Annotated in this window: 17 protein-coding genes; 13 read left to right on the top strand and 4 right to left on the bottom strand. The window is 26.9% G+C overall.

Features of this window, described 5'->3' with window-relative positions; translation table 11 throughout:
- Nucleotides 1–16 precede the first annotated feature (16 nt).
- The 11 genes from ACH5BK_RS03605 (at nt 17) to ACH5BK_RS03555 (ending at nt 11,269) form a co-directional block, all read left to right on the top strand.
- Nucleotides 17–1,228 (top strand): diaminopropionate ammonia-lyase, encoded by a 1,212-nt coding sequence (locus tag ACH5BK_RS03605; protein ID WP_404304508.1) that lies wholly within the window; start codon nt 17–19, stop codon nt 1,226–1,228.
- A gap of 11 nt (nt 1,229–1,239) precedes the next feature.
- Nucleotides 1,240–2,469: a YgeY family selenium metabolism-linked hydrolase gene (locus ACH5BK_RS03600; protein WP_404304506.1), complete on the top strand. Its 1,230-nt coding sequence runs from the start codon at nt 1,240–1,242 to the stop codon at nt 2,467–2,469.
- A 1-nt stretch (nt 2,470) separates the two neighbouring features.
- The gene (locus ACH5BK_RS03595) at nt 2,471–3,640 is read left to right on the top strand and encodes a M24 family metallopeptidase (protein WP_404304504.1); all 1,170 of its coding nucleotides are present in this window, start codon (nt 2,471–2,473) and stop codon (nt 3,638–3,640) included.
- 112 nt (nt 3,641–3,752) lie between these two features.
- Nucleotides 3,753–5,594 (top strand): GGDEF domain-containing protein, encoded by a 1,842-nt coding sequence (locus ACH5BK_RS03590; RefSeq protein WP_404304502.1) that lies wholly within the window; start codon nt 3,753–3,755, stop codon nt 5,592–5,594.
- Between the two features lie 266 nt (nt 5,595–5,860).
- Nucleotides 5,861–6,346 (top strand): diaminobutyrate acetyltransferase, encoded by a 486-nt coding sequence (gene ectA / locus ACH5BK_RS03585; RefSeq protein ID WP_404304500.1) that lies wholly within the window; start codon nt 5,861–5,863, stop codon nt 6,344–6,346.
- A 38-nt stretch (nt 6,347–6,384) separates the two neighbouring features.
- Nucleotides 6,385–7,665: a diaminobutyrate--2-oxoglutarate transaminase gene (gene ectB / locus ACH5BK_RS03580; protein ID WP_404304498.1), complete on the top strand. Its 1,281-nt coding sequence runs from the start codon at nt 6,385–6,387 to the stop codon at nt 7,663–7,665.
- Nucleotide 7,666: 1 nt separating this feature from the next.
- Nucleotides 7,667–8,062 (top strand): ectoine synthase, encoded by a 396-nt coding sequence (locus ACH5BK_RS03575; RefSeq protein WP_404304496.1) that lies wholly within the window; start codon nt 7,667–7,669, stop codon nt 8,060–8,062.
- Between the two features lie 2 nt (nt 8,063–8,064).
- On the top strand, nt 8,065–8,367 hold the full coding sequence (locus ACH5BK_RS03570; protein ID WP_404304494.1) for a hypothetical protein: 303 nt from the start codon (nt 8,065–8,067) through the stop codon (nt 8,365–8,367).
- Between the two features lie 3 nt (nt 8,368–8,370).
- Nucleotides 8,371–9,018 carry a winged helix-turn-helix domain-containing protein gene (locus ACH5BK_RS03565; protein WP_404304492.1) on the top strand — a complete coding sequence of 216 codons (648 nt, stop codon included), beginning with the start codon at nt 8,371–8,373 and terminating at the stop codon, nt 9,016–9,018.
- A 29-nt stretch (nt 9,019–9,047) separates the two neighbouring features.
- Nucleotides 9,048–10,415, top strand: coding sequence for an aspartate kinase (locus ACH5BK_RS03560; RefSeq protein ID WP_404304490.1), 1,368 nt, complete (start codon nt 9,048–9,050; stop codon nt 10,413–10,415).
- A 443-nt stretch (nt 10,416–10,858) separates the two neighbouring features.
- Nucleotides 10,859–11,269, top strand: a complete 411-nt coding sequence (locus ACH5BK_RS03555) for a transcriptional regulator (protein ID WP_404304488.1) — start codon at nt 10,859–10,861, stop codon at nt 11,267–11,269.
- Nucleotides 11,270–11,365: 96 nt separating this feature from the next.
- Here ACH5BK_RS03555 and ACH5BK_RS03550 read toward each other — a convergent pair whose 3' ends face one another.
- From ACH5BK_RS03550 to abc-f, 3 genes are read right to left on the bottom strand one after another with little or no spacing between them, the layout of a single operon-like run.
- Nucleotides 11,366–12,490 (bottom strand): GGDEF domain-containing protein, encoded by a 1,125-nt coding sequence (locus tag ACH5BK_RS03550; RefSeq protein ID WP_404304486.1) that lies wholly within the window; start codon nt 12,488–12,490, stop codon nt 11,366–11,368.
- 21 nt (nt 12,491–12,511) lie between these two features.
- Nucleotides 12,512–12,955 carry a GatB/YqeY domain-containing protein gene (locus ACH5BK_RS03545; protein ID WP_404304484.1) on the bottom strand — a complete coding sequence of 148 codons (444 nt, stop codon included), beginning with the start codon at nt 12,953–12,955 and terminating at the stop codon, nt 12,512–12,514.
- A gap of 33 nt (nt 12,956–12,988) precedes the next feature.
- Nucleotides 12,989–14,935, bottom strand: coding sequence for a ribosomal protection-like ABC-F family protein (abc-f, locus tag ACH5BK_RS03540; RefSeq protein ID WP_404304482.1), 1,947 nt, complete (start codon nt 14,933–14,935; stop codon nt 12,989–12,991).
- A 304-nt stretch (nt 14,936–15,239) separates the two neighbouring features.
- On the opposite strand from abc-f, the gene ACH5BK_RS03535 reads away from it, so the two are divergent.
- Nucleotides 15,240–20,423: a FecR domain-containing protein gene (locus ACH5BK_RS03535; RefSeq protein ID WP_404304480.1), complete on the top strand. Its 5,184-nt coding sequence runs from the start codon at nt 15,240–15,242 to the stop codon at nt 20,421–20,423.
- Nucleotides 20,420–21,736 (top strand): surface lipoprotein assembly modifier, encoded by a 1,317-nt coding sequence (locus ACH5BK_RS03530; protein WP_404304476.1) that lies wholly within the window; start codon nt 20,420–20,422, stop codon nt 21,734–21,736. Before ACH5BK_RS03535 ends, ACH5BK_RS03530 begins: the two co-directional genes overlap by 4 nt.
- On the opposite strand, the gene ACH5BK_RS03525 is transcribed toward ACH5BK_RS03530, so the two are convergent.
- A complete protein-coding gene (locus ACH5BK_RS03525; RefSeq protein ID WP_404304474.1) occupies nt 21,733–23,904 on the bottom strand; it encodes a CHASE2 domain-containing protein in 2,172 nt (723 codons plus the stop codon). The two genes, ACH5BK_RS03530 and ACH5BK_RS03525, sit on opposite strands and share 4 nt — an antisense overlap.

The raw sequence follows: 23,904 nt of genomic DNA, 5'->3' as shown, positions 1-23,904 counted from the left end.
AAAAAGGAAAACAATTATGATAAACAATTTTAAAAAATATTTAGAGCAAACGGAACTTTTTGATAATACAAAAAATTTAAGAGTTGAGGAGTATAAACATCAAGATATTTTAAGCCTTGAAGGTTTTGAAAAAGCTTCAAAAGAGATTACTTCTTGGGATGGTTTTGAGCAAACACCTCTTGTTAGTTTAGATGATTTAGCAAAACAAACAAGAGTTTCAAAATTATATTATAAAAATGAACACTATAGATTTTCACTAAAAAGCTTTAAAGCTCTAGGTGGAGCTTACGCTGTTGCTAATCTTTTAATAAATAAATTAAAAGAGCAAGGAATTGAAGCAAATTCAAAAGATTTATTAAGTGGTAAATACAAAGATATTACTAGTAAGATAACTGTTTCTTGTGCAACTGATGGAAACCATGGTAAATCAGTAGCTTGGGGTGCTTCTATTTTTGGTTGTAATTGTGAGATTTTTATTCATAGTCATGTAAGCGTTACAAGAGAAAAAGAGATTGCTAAATATGGTGCAATTATGCATAGAATTGAGGGTAATTATGATGATTCAGTTCATGAAGCTTCAAGAGTAGCAAATGAAAAAGGATTTTTTACAGTTTCTGATACATCTTATGAAGGATATACAGAAGTTCCAAAAGATGTAATGCAAGGTTACACAATAATGGTTGATGAGGCTTTAAGACAAATGGGTGAGAAACCAACTCACGTATTTTTACAAGGTGGTGTTGGTGGAATGGCAGCAGCAGTTGTGTCATTTATTCACGAAACTTATGGAGAAAACTCACCAATCTTTGTAATGATAGAACCAACAAATGCAGATTGTTTACTACAAAGTGCAAGAAATGGTGAACCAACTGTAGTTCATGGAGATTTAGACACGGTTATGGCAGGTCTTTCTTGTGGAGAAGTATCATTATTGGCTTGGAAAATTTTAGAACATACAACAAAAGCATTTTTCTCTATTCCTGATGAGCCAATTGCTGAAACTATGAAATATTTAGCGTCTTTACCTAATCCTGTTGTTGCAGGGGAGTCAGCAGTTGCAGGTCTTGCTGGCTTTATGATTACTCAGTTTGATGAAGAGTATAGAAAAATTTTACAATTAGATGAAAACTCTAAAGTTTTATTTTTAGGAACTGAGGGTGATACTGATGAGCAAATTTATACTGAACTTGTAGGTAAAAGTTCACAAGAAGTCTTAAGTAAGGCATAGAGGAAAATAAAATGGAAAAAATATTTGAAGGTATTCCTTTTGAGCAAATAAAACAAAGAGCCCAATTTTATAAAGAAGATATTTATAGATTCACAAGAGATCTAGTTAGATGTCCAGGTGGTTCAGGAGATGAATCTTTGGCTGCAAAATGTACTATTGATGAAATGAAAAAGCTTGGCTTTAATAAAATAGATATAGACCCAATGGGAAATATTTTAGCTTATATTGGAACGGGAAAACATTTAATAGCAATGGATGGTCACTTAGATGTGGTAGGAGCTGGAAACCTTGATAATTGGGATTATGATCCTTATGAAGGTTTTGAAGATGAAAACAGAATCATAGGTCGAGGTACGACTGATATGAAAGGTGCGATTGCTTCTATTGTATATGCAGCTAAGATTATTACGGATTTAGATATTAAAGATGATTTTACATTTTTAGTTTCTGCTTCTGTTGCTGAAGAAGATTGTGATGGTTTATCTTGGAAATATATGATTGAAGAACAAAATATTAGACCTGAATTTGTACTTCTTGCTGAACCAAGTGATGGAAAGATTTGTAGAGCTCAAAAGGGAAGAATGGAGATTTCTGTTACAACTTATGGAACATCAGCTCATGGATCAATTCCTCATACAGGAGATAATGCAATTTATAAAATGTCAGGAATTCTTCAAGAATTAAGAGCTTTAAATGAAAACTTATTAGTTGATGATTTACTTGGAAAAGGTTGTTTAACTGTATCTGAGATTAGTTCAACATCACCATCAAGATGTGCTGTATCAGACTCTTGTACTATTTCTATTGATAGACGTTTAACTTGGGGTGAAAAACCTGAGGATGCACTTCAAGAAATAAGAAATTTACCAGCAGTTAAAACAGCAGATGCAAAAGTAAGTATTTATAACTATGAAGAGCCTTCATATACAGGTTTAGAGTATGGACAAGAGTGTTCTTTTAAACCGTGGAAAATAGAAGTAGAACATGATGTTACACAAAGTGTAGCAAAGGCTTACAAAAATTTATTTGGAAAAGAAGCTGTTATTGATATTTGGCCATTTTCAACTAATGGTGTATCTATCATGGGGGAACATAATATTCCTGTTATTGGATATGGACCAGGTGAATTAAAGTTTGCCCATGCACCAAATGAAGAAGTAAAAAAAGCAGATTTAATTTTATGTGCAGCTTTATATGCAGCTATTCCTTCTGTTTATGTGAGAATGTTGAAAGGAAACTAATATGTTACAAGCACCAAAAAGAGGCTTTGAGAAACAAGAGTATGAAAATAGATTAGCAAAAATTCAAAGGTTGATGTTTGATGAAGAAATAGATGCTATTTTATTAACAACTCAAGTTGATATTGAGTATTACACTGGTTTTAAAACACAGTTTTTTGAGAGTCCAACTAGACCTTGGTTTGTATTAATACCTTTAGATGATAAACCAAAAGCTATTATTCCAGTAATTGGTGAAAGTGGTATGAGAGATACATGGATTGAAGATATTCAAACATGGACATCTCCTAATCCACAAGATGAAGGAATATCTCTTTTATCATTAAATATTAAAGCATTAATGAAAAGATTTAGAACTTTAGGTATTCCAAAAGGGCATGAAAGTACTCTTAGAATGCCCCTTGAAGATTATGATAAATTACTTTCATCTCTTGATGATGTTCAAATAAAAGATGCCACAAAAATTTTAAGATATGTAAGATATATAAAATCTCCTGCTGAGATACAAAAGATTAAATATATTTGTGAAGTAGTATCTCAAGGTTTTGAGGATTTACCAAGCTTACTTAAAGTAGGTCAAAGTGAAAGAGAAAATTGTCAAAGATTTAAAAATCATCTTCTATCTTTAGGAGTTGATGATTTTCCATATCTCATAGCTGGTTCAGGGCAGGGTGGATATGGGTCTATTATTATGGGGCCTACACAAAGAGTATTAGAAAATGGGGACATTTTTATCATTGATACGGGGTGTGTTTATGATAGTTATTTTTGTGATTTTGATAGAAACTATGCTTTTGGATATGCAAGTGATGAAGCAAAAAAAGCTTATGAAGTAGTATTTAAAGCCACACAAGCAGGTTTTGAAGCAAGTGTTGTTGGTAATACAACAAGTGATGTTTTCAATGCTATGAATAAAGTAATGCAAGAAGGTGGAGCTTTAGGAAATAGTGTAGGAAGACTAGGACATGGCCTTGGAATGCAACTTACAGAGTGGCCTTCTAATACTATAAATGATAATACACCTTTAGAAGAAGGAGTTGTTTTAACTTTAGAGCCAGGAATGGAATATCTTCCAGGTAAAGAGATGGTTCATGAAGAGAATATTTTGATTACTAAAGATGGTCCAGTATGGTTGTCAAAAAGAGCTTCAAGTGAGCTTCCTATAATAAAATAATAAATTAAAAATATCTTTTAATACTATTTTCTTAAATTAAAATTTGTTATTTTACATAATTATTTAATTTAGATATGATTTTATACAAATTTTCATGGTATTAGGGGTATGGATGAATTCAAAACAGAAAGTTATTATCTCTTTAATTGTATTGCTAGTGACGTTTTTTATAGCAATGAGTGTAAGTACACTATACAATTTTAGAGATTATGGACTTAAGTCAGCAGAAAAAAAAGCTCATTTAACTGCTGAGGTTATAAAATCAGGTTTAACAGCTCACATGGTAAATGGGATGATGGATCATAGGGAGTTTTTTTTAAAGCAAATTGAACAAGCTGAAAATATTAATGAACTTTGGTTATCACGATCCCCAACAGTTATTAAGCAGTATGGTGAGGGCTTTAATAATGAGATTCCAAGAGATAAAATAGATAAAGAAGTTCTAAAAACTGGAAAAGAAATAACCAAAACTACAGAAACTACACAAAAAAGTCTTATGAGAGTTACTATTCCTTTTGAAGCTTCAGCATTTGGTAATCCAAATTGTATGAATTGTCATAATGCAAAAGAAGGAGAGGTTCTAGGAACGGTTAGTATGGTTATGGATATAACTGATATTCGAACAAGTAGCTTCAAAACATTGATGTATAATATTGTGTTTACATTAATTCTTATTGGCTTAATATTCCTATTAATAAATAGATTTATAAAACCTTATGTTAGTATTTTTTACTCTATTCAAGAGGTTATGAAAGCTGCATATAGAGGTGATTATAGTTTAAGGGTTAAAAATTTTGGAAATGAAGAGAGCAAAAATGTTTCAGAATTATTAAACACACTTTTAGAAAAACTTCAACATACACTAGAAGAGTTAGATAGAAAAGTATATATTTTTATTAAAAACAAAAACTATGTAAAAGAAGCAGATCCTTTAAAAAATGTAAACAATACAATTGATAGATTATCGGATATATATAAGTTTAAGCAAACAATTGAAAATGATAAGGAGTTAGAAGATATTTACAATAGAATAGCTTATGTTTTAGAAAATAGATTTAAATTAGATGATTTTACATTAATTGAAATTGATAATAATAGTAAAACAAAAAAGATAGTTTATAGTAAAAATGAATGTCATTGTAATATTCTTGAAGGAGAGTGTAGAGCAAATAGAATTCATGCAAATGTAGATTCAAGTGTTTTTGCTAAATCGTGTTCTTTATATAATGACAAAGAGGGTGAAGAGTATATTTGTACACCTTATACAATTTCAAATGATATAACTTTAGTTTTAACAATTGTAACAAAATCAAAAGAAAAAACTGCACTAGTAAGAGAGTTTATAACTGATATTGAAGATTACATAACAACAGCAAGACCTGCAATTGTTAGTAAAAAATTAATGCAGATGTTAAATCTTATGGCAAGAGTTGACCAACTAACAGGAATGTATAATAGAAAATTCTTAGATGAGTTTGTAGATGTATCTATTCCACAAGCTGCAAGAGCAAAGATAAATTATTCTGTTCTGATGATAGATATTGATTACTTTAAGATGATAAATGATACTTATGGTCATGATGTTGGTGATGATGCAATTAGAATTGTTTCAGGAGTGATTAAAAATAATATACGTAAGGCAGATATTGCTATAAGATATGGGGGAGAAGAGTTTCTTGTATTACTTTACAATTGTGATGCTACTCATGTTATAAATGTAGCAGAAAATATAAGAAAAGCTTTTTCAAAAGAAAAAATTAGTGCAAATGGTGAAACTTTTACTAAAACATTAAGTGTAGGATGTTCTATGTTTCCACAAGATAGTGATAGTATTTGGAAATGTATTAAATTTGCAGATATGTCTCTTTATGAAGCTAAACAAACAGGAAGAAATAAAGTTGTTAAATTTTCAAAAGAACTTTTAGAAAAAGAAAATATTGGCGAAAGCTTCTAAAAACACTTACTTACTTTAAATATCATAAATCCCTTTATTTAGGGATTTATGATTACTTTAAATAGAAATATACTTAATAAAATCTAAACAAAAAATTAAAAATAATCACACAGAAATATAAAAAATAATACACTTTAATCTATAAAATGTTATAAAATTAAGAATAATTTAAGATAAGTTATATATAATTTTGACAGACTTTATGTAAAATATTTACATAATTTATGTAAATATAAATCAAAAATAAAGTTTAAAAGGAAAATATTTTGAATAAAAATGACATAGTATTAAGAAAACCAAGAAAAGAAGATGGTAAAAAAATCTATAAACTTGTTGAGAGTACTAAGGTTCTTGATGTAAATTCTGAATATTTATATCTTTTACAATCAACACACTTTCAAGATTTATGTTCTGTTGCTACTTATGAAGATAAAGTAATTGGCTTTGTTTCGGGGTATATAATACCTAATGAACCAAGTACTTTATTTATCTGGCAAGTAGCAGTTGATAGTGATTTTAGAGGAAATGATTTAGCAAGAAGACTTATTATGGAAATAATTCAAAGAGAAGAGTTAAATATTAACTATCTACATACAACTGTTTCTCCAAGTAATAATGCTTCAATTAGAGTTTTTGAAAAATTAGCAGAGCATTTTAAAACAAATATGAAAAGTGCAGAGTTTTTCACAACAGATGATTTTGAACACCAACATGAAGAAGAGGTTCTATATAAAATAGGACCCTTTAAATAAATAAAAATAATACGAATAAAATTAAGGAAAGATACACAATGAGAATTTTTGAAAATTTAGAGTCAGAAGTAAGAGGTTATATAAGAAGTTTCCCAACCATTTTTGAGACATCAAAGGGTGCAGTTTTAACAAACGAACAAGGTGAAGAGTTTATCGATTTTTTTGCTGGTGCTGGTACATTAAATTATGGACATAATAATGATCATATTAGTAAAGCTTTAATTGAATATATCCAAAAAGATGGTGTTGTTCATGGTCTTGATATGGCAACAAGTGCTAAAAAAGATTTTTTACAAACTTTTCAAGATACTATTTTAATTCCTAGAAACTTAGACTATAAGGTTCAATTTACAGGACCTACAGGAACAAATGCAGTTGAAACAGCATTAAAACTTGCAAGACTAGTAAAGGGTAGATCAAATGTCGTATCTTTTACAAATGGGTTTCATGGTTTAACTCAAGGTTCATCTTCTGTAACAGGAAACAATGACTATAGAGATGAGAGTTATATTAGTAGATCAAATGCTACATTTATGCCATTTGATGGTTATTTTGGAGATATGAATACTATGACTTTCTTTAGAAAGTTTTTAGAGGATAGTAGTAGTGGTTTAGATATTCCAGCAGCTGTTATTGTTGAAACTATTCAAGGTGAGGGTGGTATTAATGTTGCCTCTAAAGAGTGGTTACAAGAACTAGAATCAATTTGTAGAGAATATGACATTTTATTAATTATTGATGATATTCAAGTTGGTAATGGTAGAAGTGGTGAGTTTTTCTCATTTGAATTTGCAGGAATCAATCCTGATATTGTAACTATGTCAAAGTCTGTTGGTGGTGGTTTACCTATGGCACTTGTACTATTAAAACCTGATTTAGACCAGTGGAAACCAGGTGAGCATACAGGAACATTTAGAGGTAATAATTTAGCTTTTGTTGCAGCAAAAGTTGCTATTGAGCAGTATTGGCAAAATGATGATTTATCAAATGCAGTAAAATATAAAGAAAAAATCATAAAAGAGAAACTAGAAAAAATTGCAGAAAAACATAAAGATGAATTAGATGTTACTGTAAGAGGTAGAGGTTTAGCTTATGGTTTTGATATAAAAGGTGACAATTCAATAGCAAGTGATTTATCTTCTATGGCATTTGAGGAAAAACTTATTGTAGAAACTTGTGGTAGTGAAGATCAAATTGTTAAATTTTTACCACCATTAATTATTGATGAAGATACTTTAGTTGAAGGATTAAGTAGATTTGAAAAAGCTGTAGATAGATTAATGTCACAGAAAAAAGAAAAGCTATCAGGAGAGTTTTAAGATGATTGTAAAAGATATTAAAAAAGATGTAATAGGAACTCAAAGAGAAGTTTTTGCAGATGGTGGTCAGTGGGTTAGTAGAAGAATGCTTTTAAAAGATGAAGGAATGGGATTTTCATTTCATGAGACTATTATTAAAGCAAATACAAAAACACATATTCATTATCAAAACCATTTAGAAGCTGTTTATTGTGTAGCTGGAAATGGAAAAATTGAAGACTTAGCAACAGGTGAGGTTCATGAAATTTATGATGGTGTGATGTATGCTCTTAATAATCATGATGATCATAATTTATATGGAGGGAGTGAAGATATGAGACTTATTTGTGTCTTTAATCCTCCTATTAAAGGAACAGAACATCATGATGAAAATGGAGTATATCCTTTAGAGGATTAAAAATGCGTTTTATATACATAAAGAACTATTTAAAAATACCAAGAGAATCAAAACTTTTATTTTTTAAATTTGTTAGTGGATTAAAAAAGTGTAATCTTAAAAATCAAAAAGTAATTTTAAGTGATAATTCATTGATATTAGAGTTTAGTGATGACTCTAATATTAGTGTAGCAATTAAAGAAATTAAAAACTATTTTAAAAAAGAATCAAAAATAGAAGTAAAAACATTGCAGTCGCTTTTATTGGATAGTGAAGTTTTAACTTTAGTCTTTGATGAAAAAAACAAAAAAAGGATTTATATATAAGCCATGCGTTTATTATCATTAGATGTTAACAAAGATTTAATTAATAAGCTTGAGAGTGAAGAGCTTTATATTTGTGATAAGGCAAGTGATATAGAGGATGCTATTTATCATTGTGAAGTAAGATACTATAACTTAGTAATTATAAAAAGCAATTCTTATGTTGATTTAAAACAAATGTTAAAGTATATTGATCCAAGACTTACAGCTGTAGTTGTTTTGACTGATAATTGTGAAAAGCATTTTGAAACAAATTTATTAAGGTATGGAGCTTTATGTGTTCTTCAAGAGCCTCTTTGTAATGAATTGATTCTAGCAAAACTTGAATCAATTCATAGAGAAAATTTTCAGAATAAATTAACTTTTAAAAATAAATATATTATTGATACTATTGAAAATTCATTAACTGATGAAAACAACAATAAGTTAGTAATGAAAGGAAAACCTTTTAGTATCTTAATGTATTTAGTAAAAAATAGACATAGGTCATCGATATCTAAAGATGAAATATTAGATGTGATTTGGGATGATCCTGAATGGGTAGTTAGAAATGTAGTTGAGGTAAACATAAATATTATTAGAAAAGGTATAAAAAATACTTTTCAAGATAATTTTATAAACACTATCAGACACAGAGGCTATCAAGTAATATAAATACACGAATAATATAAGGAAAAATTAAAATGAATATTAAAGTTTGTAAATTTGGAGGTAGTTCAGTAAAAGACTCCTCCCAGATAAAAAAAGTTTTTGATATCGTAAAAAGTGATAAAGAAAGAAGAGTTATAGTTGTATCAGCACCAGGTCGAGATGATGAATATAATGAGAAAATTACAGATCATTTATTAAATTTAGCTACTAATGGAAAACATTTTTGTGAGCAAAAAATAGAAATATCTACAAAACAAAGTTTATCTGCGATTATTAGTAAATTTGAAAAACTTTGTGATGATTTACAAGTGGATAAAAAAGTGATATTGAATGAGTTAGAAAAAGATTTGGTTAATAGTACTTTAAAAGATGATAAAAAACAAGCTTTTTTCTTATCAAGAGGTGAACATTATAATGCTAAGATTATTGCACAATATATGAAAAAAAATGGCTTAAATATAAAGCTAATGTTACCAGAAGATTTTGGATTTTTATTGAGTTCTGATTATACAAATGGGAAAGTTCAAAAAGCAACGCATTGTAATATTGCAGATAAGTTTACTTTTGATAAACATGAAATGTATTTAGTTCCTGGCTTTTATGGAGTTACAAAAGAGAATGAAATTGCAGTTATGAGTAGAGGTGGTTCTGACTTAACAGGTGGAGAGTTAGCTTATGCTTTAGATGCTGATATTTATGAAAACTGGACAGATACAAATGGTGTTTATGAAGTAGATCCAAGGGTTATAAGTGATGCAAATGTAATTCCAAGACTTACTTTTAAAGAATTAAGACTATTAAGTTCAAAAGGTTTTAATGTATTTCATTTTGATGCAATGCTAAATTGTAAGAAAAGTAAAATACCTATCAATATTAAAAATACAAACAATCCTGAACATGAAGGAACACTTATATTAAATGAAAGAGTTCCAATGGAAGATTTAGTTGGAATTGCCAAACTTGATAATATGGCTTCAATTCATCTTCAAAAAGATATGCTTGCTGATGAAATAGGTTTTACAGCAGAACTACTTAAAATCTTTAGTGAGTACTGTATTAATACTTATCATTATCCAACAGATAAAGATGATATTGCTATTTTAGTTGATCAAGAAGATTTAAAAGGTAATATTAATAATCTAAGAAGAGAAATTGAGCGAAGATTAAAAACAAGAAATATTCATGTAACATATAATTTATCAGTTATTACTTTAGTTGGTATTGGATTAAAAGAAAATACGTTTGCTATAGTTGATGCAATTACAGCTTTAAAAGAAAACAATATCACTTTTGATATGTTTGATATGAGTCCTTCAAAAGTATCATTACATATTGGTGTATCTCAAAATGTAGCAGAAGCTGCACTTCAAACTTTATATTCAAAACTTTTAACTAATTAATAAAACTTGTAGCCATAATAATCATATTATGGTTACAAAAACCATCAAAAAAATTTTATATAGCATTAAAAAACATAATAAAAGAACAATTTTTTTATAAATTTCAAAAAAAAACAACTAAGTCACACTTTTTTTAGTAAGTTTTATAGCAAAAATGGCTATACTTCTAAAAAAATAGCTATATTTGCTACTTTTGTATCAAAAGGTTACAAAAACCTTTAAATATAATAGTTTGCATTATTTAATAGCTAATTTTAGTCATTTTTCTTGTAAAAAGTATTGTTTTTATATGGTTTTTTTAGAGAATTTACGTAAATTTGCTTTAAATTATTTAAAAAATATCATATATTTATTTTTTTATTAATATATAATGCTTTATACATAAGTGCTACACAGAAAAATGTTATTATAATTTTAGAAAAAATAAAGATAAAGGATAATGTATGGAAAATTTAAACATTAACATCTCTATTACAGATGAAAACAATGAAAAGTTAAAGAGTAAAGTACAAAAACTTGATATCTCTTTAGATGAGTATGTAAGTAGACTAATTGATAAAGATATCAATAGTATTGTTCAGTTAGATAATGGTTTTTATTATAATAAAGCAAATTCAAAACTATTTAATAGTTTTAATGATGAAGTTAAACTTACTAGAATTGAAGAGGCTTTATTCTCACTATTATTAGAAAATAGAGGTGAAATTGTTTCTATTGAAACTATTCATAATGTAGCTTGGAAAGGTAAAAATATGACAAGATTTACATTAAGAAATAAAGTTAAAACTTTAAGAGATAAAACTTATTATGATTTAATTAAGAATCATTCTAATATTGGTTATTCAATGAACTAATAAATAAGTTTACTACTTATTAAAAAACTTAAGTTTAAGACTTAAGTTTTTTAGTTATTTTTTTATAAAAAATTAGATATAAAAAAATAATTATTACTACTTTATAGTTCTTCCATCTTCTAATTTTATTTGATTTCTTCCATTTTCTTTTGCTTGGTAAAGTAGCATATCCGCTTTTTGTATAGCATTTTCATAGCATGAATGGCTACTTCTTATAGTTACACCAGCAGAAAATGTAACTTTGATTTTATTTTCTTTATATACGAAGTTATTAGAAGTTACAATTTGTTTTACTCTTTTTAGATATTGAAGTAGTTCTCTTGTAAGATTAAAATTAACTAGTGCTATAAATTCTTCTCCTCCATATCTAGCTACAATATCATGATCTCTTGTTGCTTTTTCTAAAATCTTAGCAAAAGTTTTTAGTATAACATCTCCACAATCATGTCCATAAGTATCATTTATTTTTTTAAAATGGTCTATATCAAAAAATACTACAGCATATTCATTTCCATTGCGTGTATGATCACTTTCTATTCTCTTTAATTCTTCTTCATAAGCTCTTCTTGTTAAAAGACCTGTTAAATGATCTCTCATACTTTCATTTCTTGATTTTTTTAACTCTTCTTCTAAAGTTTTTACTTTATCTTCAAGTTCTTCAACTTTTGATTTTCCAGTTTTAAGTTTTGTACTTACTGTATTCATCTCACTTTCTATTGAAGTTGCTGCACTAACTAACTGTTTTTGAAGCTCTGCTAATTCTGTTATCCCATTTTTTGATAAATCAATTGCTTCAATTTTTTCTTTTATATTAATAACATTTTTAGAACCATTTCCACTACTTGATATAGCATCATTTAAATATTGACCCATCAATGTTACAAATTGAGAAATATCAGAAGTTTTTTCTACTACTAGTTTTTTATCAGCTTCAAATCTTTTGAAAATAAAATCTTCAATTTTTTCTTGAACTTCTTTTTCAAATAGAATCTCTGGGTTTGCATCAATTTTGATAAATAGGTGTTCAATCTCATCATCAATTTCAATACAAATAGAAGGAAGTACTGATTGTTTTAGCAAAGATGCTAGTGGTGCAACATTTTCTTTTGATACTCTTTTTAATAATAAAGATATTAATTTAGGCAAAGTATCAATATTGTTTATTTTAACTTCACTTTGCTCTCTTTGAGTTAAGTTATCAAAAAAGCTATTTACTTCCATGTTTTTCCTTATGTCTTTTATTTAAGATAAAAGTTTTTTAGTTGTTTCATTTATTCTTTTTCCATCAGCAACACCTGCAAATTTTTTAGTTGCTTGTCCCATAATTTTACCAATATCTTTCATTGATGTAGCACCAGTTTGTTCAATAATTTCTTTAAGTCCTTCTTCAAGTTCTTCATCAGTAAGTTGTTTTGGTAGATATTGAGCGAAAACATCAATTTGTTCTTGTTCTTTAGCTGCTAAATCATCTCTTGAAGCCTCTTTATATTGAGTTACAGCTTCTTCTCTTTGTTTAATACCTTTTTGAATTAGTTTAATGATATCTTCGTCATTTAATTCTTTTCTTTCATCAACTTCTATTTGTTTAATCATTGTATTAATAGCTCTAACTGAGTCTCTTTTAACAACATTTTTTTCTTTCATTGCAGTTTTTACATCATCTTTTAATTGCTGTTTTAAGCTCATTTATATCCTTTGTTTTTTAATAATTATATCTTTTTATGAATTAAAGCTTTCAATTAACTCTTCAAGCTCTAAATACCTTTCAACTTTTTGTTCATAGATACTTTGTGTTTCTTCTAACTCTTTTGAAACTGCTACAATTCCTTTTTGTTCATAACAAGCAGGATTTGCTAAACAAGTGTTTATCTCTTCTATTTTTTCTTCAAGTTCTTCAATTTCTTGGGGTAACTTATCATAATCCCTTTGATCTTTGTATGAAAGTTTTGTTTGTTTTTTTTCAGAATTTTTAGCTTTAGAAATTATTTGTTTAGAAGAATTTTTTTCTAAATCTTCAAGTTCTCGAAGTTCTTTTTCTATTTCTAAATATTCAGTATATGCTTGGAAACTTTCTTCAACTTGTGCATTTCCTTTAAAAACAAATAATTTTTTTGCGATCTTATCAACAAAATATCTATCATGTGATACAAAGATGAGTGCACCTTGAAAGTTTTGTAAGTACTCTTCTAAAATATTAATAGTTGGAATATCTAAATCATTTGTCGGTTCATCAAGGATTAGACAATCAACATTCTTTGTAAAAAGTAGGGCAAGGGCAACTCTATTTTTTTCACCTCCACTTAAAACCCCAATTTTTTTATCTAAATATTCTCTTGGAAATAAAAAGTTCTTTAAATAGCCATAAACATGGAGGTTTCTTCCATCATCAAGGACTACTCTATCTCCACCATTTGGACAAAATGTTTCCATTAAGTTTTTGTTATCATCTAACATTTCTCTTTGTTGATCAAAGTATCCTATATTGAAATCACCTTTTTTAAACCTTCCACTATCTATGCTCATTTTTTCCATGAAAATTTTAAGTAAAGTTGATTTTCCACTTCCATTTGGTCCTACAATAGCAATAGTATCTTTTTGTAAAATTCTAGTTGTAAAATCTCTTATAAGCTCTTTATCTCCTAATTTTTTATAAATATCATCTAATTCATAAAGCATTTTCTTTTTATTTTGTTGCTTTTCTTCACTATTAAATGATTTTTGTTCTCTTTGAAGTTCTAGGCTCATTTTTCTAATAGCAGCTGGATTTGATTTTGCTTGTTTTTTTAACTCAAAATATTCTGATTTTCTTCTTTCATTTCTTTTTCTTCTAGCAGTAACACCTCTTTGCATCCAATGAGCTTCTCTTTTTACAAGTCTTAACAGATTATCATGGTCTTTTTGCATATTTTGAAGTATTTGCTGCTTTTGTTCTAAGTATGAAGAATATCCACCATTAAATCTTTTTAATGTTCCACCTTCAACTTCAACAATTGCTGTTGCAATGTTATCTATAAAGTATCTATCATGTGATATAAAAAGTAATGTAAAATTGTTTTTTAGTAGTAAACTTTCTAAAAATTCAACCATATAAACATCAAGGTGGTTTGTTGGCTCATCAAGTAAAAGCACATCAGGTTTTTTAAGTAATAATCCAGCTAAACTAACTCTTCTTTGCTCTCCACCACTTAAAAGATTTACATCTTTAAATTCATACTGTTTTAATTGGAACTCTTTTAAAACTCTCTCAATAGTGTTATCTAAATCCCAAGCATTATGAAAATCAATTAAAGTCACAAGTTGACTTTGTCTTTTTAATAGTTCTTGATTTTCATAGTCTGTAGCAATTTGTAATGTAATTTGTTCATATTCATTTTTTGCTTCTTTTATTTGTGTTAATTGCTCTTCAATAGCTTGTCTTACATTGATACCAGCTTTAAATTTTGGTTGTTGGTCAAGCATTTCAATTTTTAGAGATTTATCTATTGAAATTTCTCCACTATCAGGTTCTACTTGATTCATTATTATTTTAAATAATGTAGATTTTCCTTGTCCATTTTGTCCAATAACTGCAATTCTTTGACCTTGAGTTAAAGTAAAGTTTGCATCTTTTAAAATAGTTTTTATATCGTATTGTTTGTTTATGTTTTGTAGGTCGATTAATGCCATAAAATAATTCTTCTTTTGTAAATTGATTTAAAATAGTTAGAAATCAAAATTTTCTTTAAATTTAAATAATGATATTACCTATTTTAAGGTCAAAAACTGCTTTAATAATATTTTTTATATATGTTATTGTTTTTGTTATATGTATTTACTAATGTTATTTAATTTTTTTAATTATAAAAATTAAAGATAAATTTTTTTAGAATAAAAATGTTATCAAGTTAAAAAAAATCTTACAAACTAAAGAAAAATTGGGTATTATTATATTGTAAAACAATTATTAATAAACCAAGATAAAGATTTTATAATGAAATATATATTATTATTTTTTATGTTAGTGACAGTGTCTCTTGCTAATATTGCTAAAATTTCGACTGTTGTAGGTGATGCAAAAGTACAAAGAGGAAGTAGTAGTATTCCCATAAATGTGGGCTTAGAAATACTAGAAAAAGATATTGTTTATACTAAAGATAACTCAAAAGTCCAGTTGATATTTAAAGATAACACTATTATTACTTTGGGTAAGAACTCTTCATTAAATATAAGTGAATATTTATATGATCCTAAAACTCCGAAAAACTCAAAAGCAAATTTTAACTTTTTTAAAGGTGCTTTTAAAACAATAACTGGAAAAATTGGAAAAATAAATAGAGAAAAATTTAAACTTAGAACAAAAAATGCAACAATAGGTATTCGTGGTACAATTGTATTAGGTAACCAACAATTTGTTGCTTGTACACAAGGTGCCATAACAGTAGAATCATTTGGGCAAGAAGTTGATGTAGAAGCAAATGAAATAACAATTATAGAAAAAAACAAACCTCCTACTAAACCTAAAACTATCACAAAAGAAATACGAACAACTTTAGAAAATCAAGTATCTTTAAATGAAAATAATGTTTCAAATATTTCATCTGATACATCATCTAATATAGGAGAAATTCCTTCAAATGATAATGAAAATAATATAAATAATGATGTTGAAAATACAAATGATGAAGTTACAGATGAAGCTATTGAAGATAATGAAGCAGACAATAAAAAAGTATTTCTTGATACAATAAATGAAATTGAAGTTGCTTCTAACACTGTAGAGAATATAAAAAATACTTTAGAAAAACAAGAAAATCAAACAAAAAAAGATCTTGAAGATATACCAACTTCAAGTGAAGTTTTATCTTATAGTGAAACTTCTGAGAATATATTAACACAAACAAATACTAAAGTAGAGGCAATATTTAGTATTATTAAAAAAGATTTAGGCTTAGATGATTCATCTATTATAGACAACAATAATAATACACCTGAAAATATTAAAAGTTTAGCTACAAGTGAATTATCAAAAATTCAAGCTTACACAAATGATTTATCTATTAAAAGAGAAAAATTAAAAAAAGTTAAAGATGAAGTTCTAAAAGCAGAAAATCATTTAGAACGAAGTAAAAACAAAATTGATACTGTTAACTTATCTATTAAAAATGCAAAACAAAAAAAGTTAAATCCTTCATATATAAATAAGTTAGAAAGTAGACTTAAAAAAGCTGAAAATGATTATAAAAAAATACAAAGTTTATATACTTCAATAAAGAGTGAATATGAAGATAAACAAAAAGCAATAGATAGTTTAGATAAAAGTTTGTCTAATGCACAACAAGCTTATAATCAAGCATCTTTTTTAGTAAATATAGATAGTCTTAAAACTCTTTTATCTACTACTTCTACTGCAAACACGAATTCAAAAAATGCAAAGAATTTAGTACTTCAAAATACTAATTTGGCTAATGAATTTATCTTGAATCTAACAAAAGAAAATGAAACAACTACTTTAAAAACAAATAGTCAAAATGCAAAAGCTACAACAAAAACATCAATCAATAAAGTTATAAATACTCTTCAAACTTCAACATCAAGTAGTGATATTGATAATACATCATTAATTGAGGTATCACAATTAGTCTCAAACTCTAGCTTAAATACTACACTTTTAAGTAATGTAGAAACTTTGAAGAATACTGTAGATACAACTGAAAATAAAAATAAGCTAGACAATGCTAAGTTAAAACTTGATGTTGCTAATAATAATTTGACTATAGCTAAAACAAATTATGATTTATCAACTGCTGAATTACAGAAAGTAAATAGTTTAATAACTTTAGCAAAACACAATGACTCAAATGCACTAATAACTTCACAAATAGAAAATAGTTTTAAGCAAAAAGTTCAAGACAATTATAATCAAGCAAGACAAGCTTATGAAACAGCTTTAGAAAAGTATAATAATGCAAATAGTATTTATACTGATAGAAAAAATGCTTATGATAATGTACAGTTATCTATAAATGACGCACAAGAGGCTGTAAATGATGCAAAGATATTAAAAAAACTATCAGATATATTAAACCTAGTTGATACATCAAATAAGGCTACTTCAAGTGCTTTTTCTTTTAAAAGTGTAGTTGATGGTTTTAATCAAGAAGCAAAAGAAAAAATACAAACTCTTCCTCAATCAAGTGAAGTTGACATTATTGTAGGTAATTCCACTAGATCTTTAAATAACAATAATACAACACAAGAGAGCTTATCCCAAGCTATAAATAGTGCAGTTCAAAATTCATCAATTAATACTAATACTTTGGAGAATTTACAAAATGAAATTTTATCACGAAAAACATCTTCAAATACTATTTTAGTAAATGCAAACACTTTTAAATCAAAAGTTACAGAGGGTATTTATAAAAATAAATTAGATGAAATATCAAATAAGGTTGCAAGTGCTTTAATAGCAAAAAATAATGCTAATAATAAGTATTTAGAATCAAAAACAGCATACGAAAATATGTTAATAAATATTAATACTCTTGATAGTAGTATTTTAAATAGTTCTTTATCTACTTCTTTGATAAATAAATTAAAAAATAAAAAAGATGAAGCAAAAATAGCTTATGATAATGCTTTAATCGCTTATAATGAAATAAAAGATTTATTTTATAATAAAAATAATGAATTAAATACAAAAGCAACAAAGAGTGTGGATGATGCACAAAAAGCAGTTGATACTTTAACGATTTTAGATAATTTAGAAGATGTATTGGAGTCTTTAGAAGATTCAAAAAAAGCAAAAACAGATGTAAATACTCAAAAAAACATAGTTCTTACTGCAAAAACAAATACATCTACAGCTGTTTCAAATGCACAAACATCTTCAACTTCATTAGTAAATCATAAAGAAAGTGCTATAAATGCAAAAACACAAGCAGTTGAAGCTTCAAATATTTTAAAAACATCTTTTAATACTGCAAAAGATCAAGACACAACAGATGTTCAAGTTGCATATTCTGCTAAAATAGTACAAGATCAAGCTTTATTAGTAAAAGAAAAATCTGATTTAGCAAAAGAAAAATCAGACTTAGCAAATACAGCATATACAAATTTAATATCTAAAGTGACACAAGCACAAACTCAATTATCAACAGCTTTAAATGCAAAAAATCAAACAGTAGAAAAGTTGGAAACTTTAAAAGATGAGCTAGATGAACTAAAAGTACTTGAAACAAAAGTATCTACTGCTTCAACTACAGCAAAAGCAAGTGTTCAAAGTGCTGTTCAAAAAGCACAACAATTATATGATTTAGCACTTCAAGAAAAAGAAGATGCTATTTTAGCTTACAATGAAGCAAAGGCTCTTCTGGATAATTTATCTGTAGATACATTTAAAAATCAAGCCTTAGCAAATAAAAATGAAGCAAATTCTGCTTATAATTTAGCAAAACAAGAATCAGATACAGCACAAGCAAATGCCACTGAATCAATTCAGTTAGCACAAACTGCAAGTTTAAATGTAAAAAATAAAATCATTGCATCTTCTAATAAAAGTGAATTTTTATCAAATGATACTCCTGATTCAATTAATTTACAAGATAAAGTTTTCGAATTATCTAGTGTAAAAACAAATGAAAAACTTTTAACAAATCCAGTTTCTACATACAAAGGGCATAGTCAACTAGGAGTATTTAAAGAATCTTCTTCAAGTACTGATCCTTTATATTTAGTTCAAGCAGATAATTTACTGGAATATTTTGTTTCATATAGTTCAAGTTCAAATGCTTCAAAAACTTTGTTTACTTACGGAGTTGATAATTCAGATAATTTTAACACTTCTAAAACATATATTTATAAAAGTTTCAAAACATTAATTGAAAATAATGATGGAACAAGGGTTTTAAATAATGATGAAACTATAGCTTATTATAATCCTAAAACAGGATCTTTTACTCAATTTAAAAAAGATATATATTCTCAAGGTGCAACAACATTTGTAGCAAGAAAAAAAGATCTACAAAGTAATAGTTTTGATGTGGTATTTTTAGAAAATAAATTTAATTATAATGGTTCTAATAATGAAAAATTAACTAGTATTGATACTTTTGCTTCAAAAACAGCTTCAAATATATTTTATGGTTCAATAGAGCAAGGTTTAACTCAGAAATTTGATATAAAAAAAGGAACTGCAGATAGTTATACAAAACTAAATACATCTTTTTTAAGTAAACAAGAAACGGCAAAAGATATCAATAGTTCAAAAACACTTATTGGAGATACTGTTTTTATAGCTAATTTTAATATAGGAAGCACAGCTAAAACAGGAGATGTTGAAATTAAACTCAACAAAATACAAAGTTATATAAATATTCATTCTACAATATCTTATAATAGTGATATTCAAGAAGATGACTCTACGTTAAATTTATTTTCATTATTAAATGTAACTAATCAAAATGTTTATTTACAAACTGCATTATTTGGAGGTAATGTTAGTGAAGATGGTAAAGCTTATTATATAAATGATGATATTTTTGGAGCACGTGTTCTTGAAGCTGATACTAATCAAAATGGAATTTTTATAGCTGTACCTGATGGTGGTTATAATAGTGTTGGTGAGTTTGTAATGTATGATGAAGAAGATAATCCCTTTATGTCAGATGATGGTAGTTCTTGGGGATATTGGGCAAGTAAAGAATATATATATCTTGATAATAATACTGCTTCAACAAGCCCATTATCTACTTGGGTAGCAGGTGAGGTTACTAATACTTCGTATATGGATCAAATTATGAGTGATACATCTGCTACTCAGAACCTTGAGTTTAATGGTAAAGTTTTAGGAACTATTGATTTTACAAATCCAATTTTAATGGATAATACTAATAAAGTAAAGATTAATTTAGATATTGGTGGTGGAGTCAAAAATATGACAGGTAATATGCAGTTTAAATCAGCTACTTCAAATTTATATAATATTGATTTAGCAGTAGATAGTGCAAATATTACAAATTCAGGTTTTAGTGGAGGTTTTAAACCAGCTGGAAATCCAACAGCTACAAAGAGTGGTTCTTTAAGTGGTAGATATTATGGAGGAGATAGTTTGAAAAGTATTGGGGGTAAATTTGAATATGATAAAGCCAGAGGTGTATTTAAGGCTACAAAAAAATGATTAATAAATTAATATGTTCAAGTTTTACAGCAACAGTTTTTTTATCAATGCCTCTAGTTGCTCAATATAAACAAGAAAAGATTAGTATAAATAATGTATATAAAGCACAATATTCAAAAGCATTGAAGGCTTTTAAAAATAAAAATTATGATAAATCTTTTAAAGAGTTTAATTTATTGTTTCAAAATAATTTAGATAATATTTTAATAAATTACTATCTTGGTAGAAGTGCTTATGAATTAGGAAAATACGAGTTTGCTATAAGTGCTTATGATAGGATATTAATTCAAGAGCCAAATAATTCTAAAGTAAGACTAGAACTTGCACAAAGCTATCTTCAAATGGCTTTATGGGGACAAGCTTTAGAAGAGTTTAAAAAAGCTTCAAAAGGTAATCTTCCTGCTGTTATTAGTAAAAAAGTAGAAAAAACAATAGCTATACTTCAAAATAAACAAAAAAGAAGTCAAGTTTCTGCTTATTTTATTAGTTCAATTATTTATGATTCAAATGTAAATAATACTTCTTTAAATAATATTTTTAATATTTTCATAACTGAAAAAGAAGAATCAACTACTATATTTCATAATGTATTTAATTTAAATCATAAATATAAAATAGAAGATGACATAATATTAGATACAAATATTTCTTTTGTAAATAGAAAATATAAGAACTTTAAAGATAAAGATTTGCATGTCATATCATTAAATACAAAACCAGTATTTTTTAGCAAAAACTATAAAACTTCTCTTGCTTTTAATATTGACAAAGTATTTTTAGGACATAAACCATATCAGTTAAATTATTATTTAACTCCTTCTTACACTCAAAGTATTTCTAATAATGTTTTATTTAGTACTTCATTAAGAGTAGGGCGAACAAACTATCATAGTGAAAAATATAAAGATGCTAAGGTTTATGATTTTAATACTATTTTTAAATATTTAAATGAAGATTATGGACTTTTTACATTTGGAATTAATTCAGGTAGAGAAAATGAAGTAAGTGAAGATAGAACTGATATTTCAAATTCATATTCGAGGATTTATTTATCAAATTCGTATGAATTTCTTGATGATTATGTTTTGACTTCATCAGCAAGTTTTAAGATGACAAACTATAGAGATTATGATCTAAATTTTCAAAATAAAAGGGAAGATAAAGAAAGAGAATTCTCTTTATCTTTAGAGAAACGAATAAATAATAGTTTTACTGTAAATGCAGGTAGTTCTTATGAAAAAAGAGAATCAAATCAACAGTTATTTGAATATAATAAATATACATTAAATCTTGGAGCTTTTATCTCTTTTTAGCCTTTTGTTGAATGTTCATAAATTCCTATAAAGTTTGATGGAGGGTTTTGTATAAAATCCTCACATCTTTGAATATATATTTCGTATATTTTTTTATTGGATTTTTCCGGATTATTTTCAAGTTTTATGAATATTTCAAGTGCTTCTTTAAATTTTGAGTTTTGATATAGTTTTATTGCTTTATGATGTAGTTCTAATTCTTCTTTTAATTCTTTAGAAGCTTCACCTTTACCTTGTACTTGCCAAATTTCTGCTGGTTTTTCTTTTCCTTTTACTTTTACTAAATCTAAGAATCTTAAGATATATTGGCCTTTTAGTTTTTCTTTTGTATGATTTGAGATATTTATTTTAGAACCATAATATTTACATAATGATTCAAGTCTTGCTCCTAGGTTAATAGCATCACCAATTACTGTGTAATCACTTCTACCAATACTTCCCATTTCTCCTACTACTGCTGTACCACTATTTAATCCTATACCTATATCAACTAAAGGTTTATTATCATTTTGTAGCTTTTTATTTAAAGCTTTTAAGCTTTCAATTTGTTCTATTGATGCTAACACTGCTTTGTCTGCATGATCGTCTACATCAGCTGGAGCATTCCAGTAAGCCATAATAGCATCACCTATGTACTTATCAATAGTTCCTTGATATTTGATGATAATATTACTCATTGGATCCATGTATTCATTTAAATAGCTAATAAGTTTATTTGCATCTTTCATTTTTTCAGAAATTTTTGTAAAATTTCTTATATCACTAAAAAATACAGTCACTTCTTTTTCCATAGCTTGAAACTCATTACTATGAACATCTTTTAAAAGACTATTCATTACTTCTTGTGATACCTTAGAAGCAAATTTTTTCTTGATAGCTTCTTCTTGTTTTATCTCATAAAAATAATCAAAAAGAGTAGCTAAAATAGTTCCTAAAATGATTGTGGCAATTGGGAAAAATATATTTAATACAATTCCATAGGTAAATAATATTTTATATAAAGCATATAAAGATAATACTAGAAAACTTATGCTAATTACAGGATTCATCCAAAAAGGTGTATATTTTATAAGTAATACAATTAAAATAGATAAGAAGAATATTATGAAAATATTAGCTCCATCTACCCAAGAAGCTTTATATATAAAATCACCTTGAATTATATTATCAATTACATTTGCATGTACTTCAACTCCTGGAAAAACAGACTCAAAAGGTGTAGCTCTTAGATCAAGAAGTCCTGCTGCTGATGTACCAATTAAAACAATTTTTCCTGCTACTTCCTCTTTTTTAAAACTATTATTATATATGTCATTTGCAGAAATATAATTGAAAGTTTTCTCTTTCCCTCTAAAGTTTACTAAAACTCTACCATATCTATCTGTTGGTATTTCAATGTTTGCTAAACTAATAGTAGATACTCCTTCTTCATCATAGTTTATATAAACTTTGTCTGTATCAAGTAATATTCTTAAAAGTTCTAAACCTAAAGAAGGATATATTATATCATCATAGCTTATTACTAAAGGTACACTTCTAATAATTCCTGATTCATCTGGAATATTATTAAAAAAACCACTAGAGTATGAGTTATCTTGAAGTAAAGGAATATTAAGTACAGTTCCTACACCTTTTATTAAAGATTCTTTTCCTAATTGTTTATTTTTTTCAATATAAATTGCTGGTATTTTAGGTGCTGCATTATTTAGAAATTCTCTTTTTTTTAGTTCAAAAAGATAACCTAGTATTGTAGGAGTTGAAGCTATTGTTTGTGCGAAATCTAAATCATAATTTGGAATATTGTCTTTTTTTATATTTAATTGTTTTAATACTTTATGTGGTGAACTATTGTCTTCTTCTGCAAAAACAACGTCAAAACCAATTATTGTAACACCTGCATCTGTTAAGTTTTTTAATATTTTTGATATTTTATTTCTTGGCCAAGGCCATTGACCTAGTTCTTGAAGTGAATGCTCATCAATATCAACAATTACTACATTATTAGAAGTGGGTATTTCTCCTCTAATTGTAAAAAAATAATCTCTAAGTCTATTATCAAGTGAATCAGGTAGTTTAGGGAAAAAGATATATATAAATGATAAGGTAATTGATAGAATTAACGCTACATTTATATATATAAAAAGTTTTTTTAGATTAAATTTTTTCAT

The sequence above is a fragment of the Arcobacter sp. YIC-80 genome, assembly GCF_044841725.1.
In the GTDB taxonomy this organism is placed as follows: Bacteria; Campylobacterota; Campylobacteria; order Campylobacterales; family Arcobacteraceae; genus Arcobacter_B.
The sequence above is the reverse complement of the archived record's forward strand: the minus strand, read 5'-3'. Positions and strand labels throughout refer to the sequence as shown.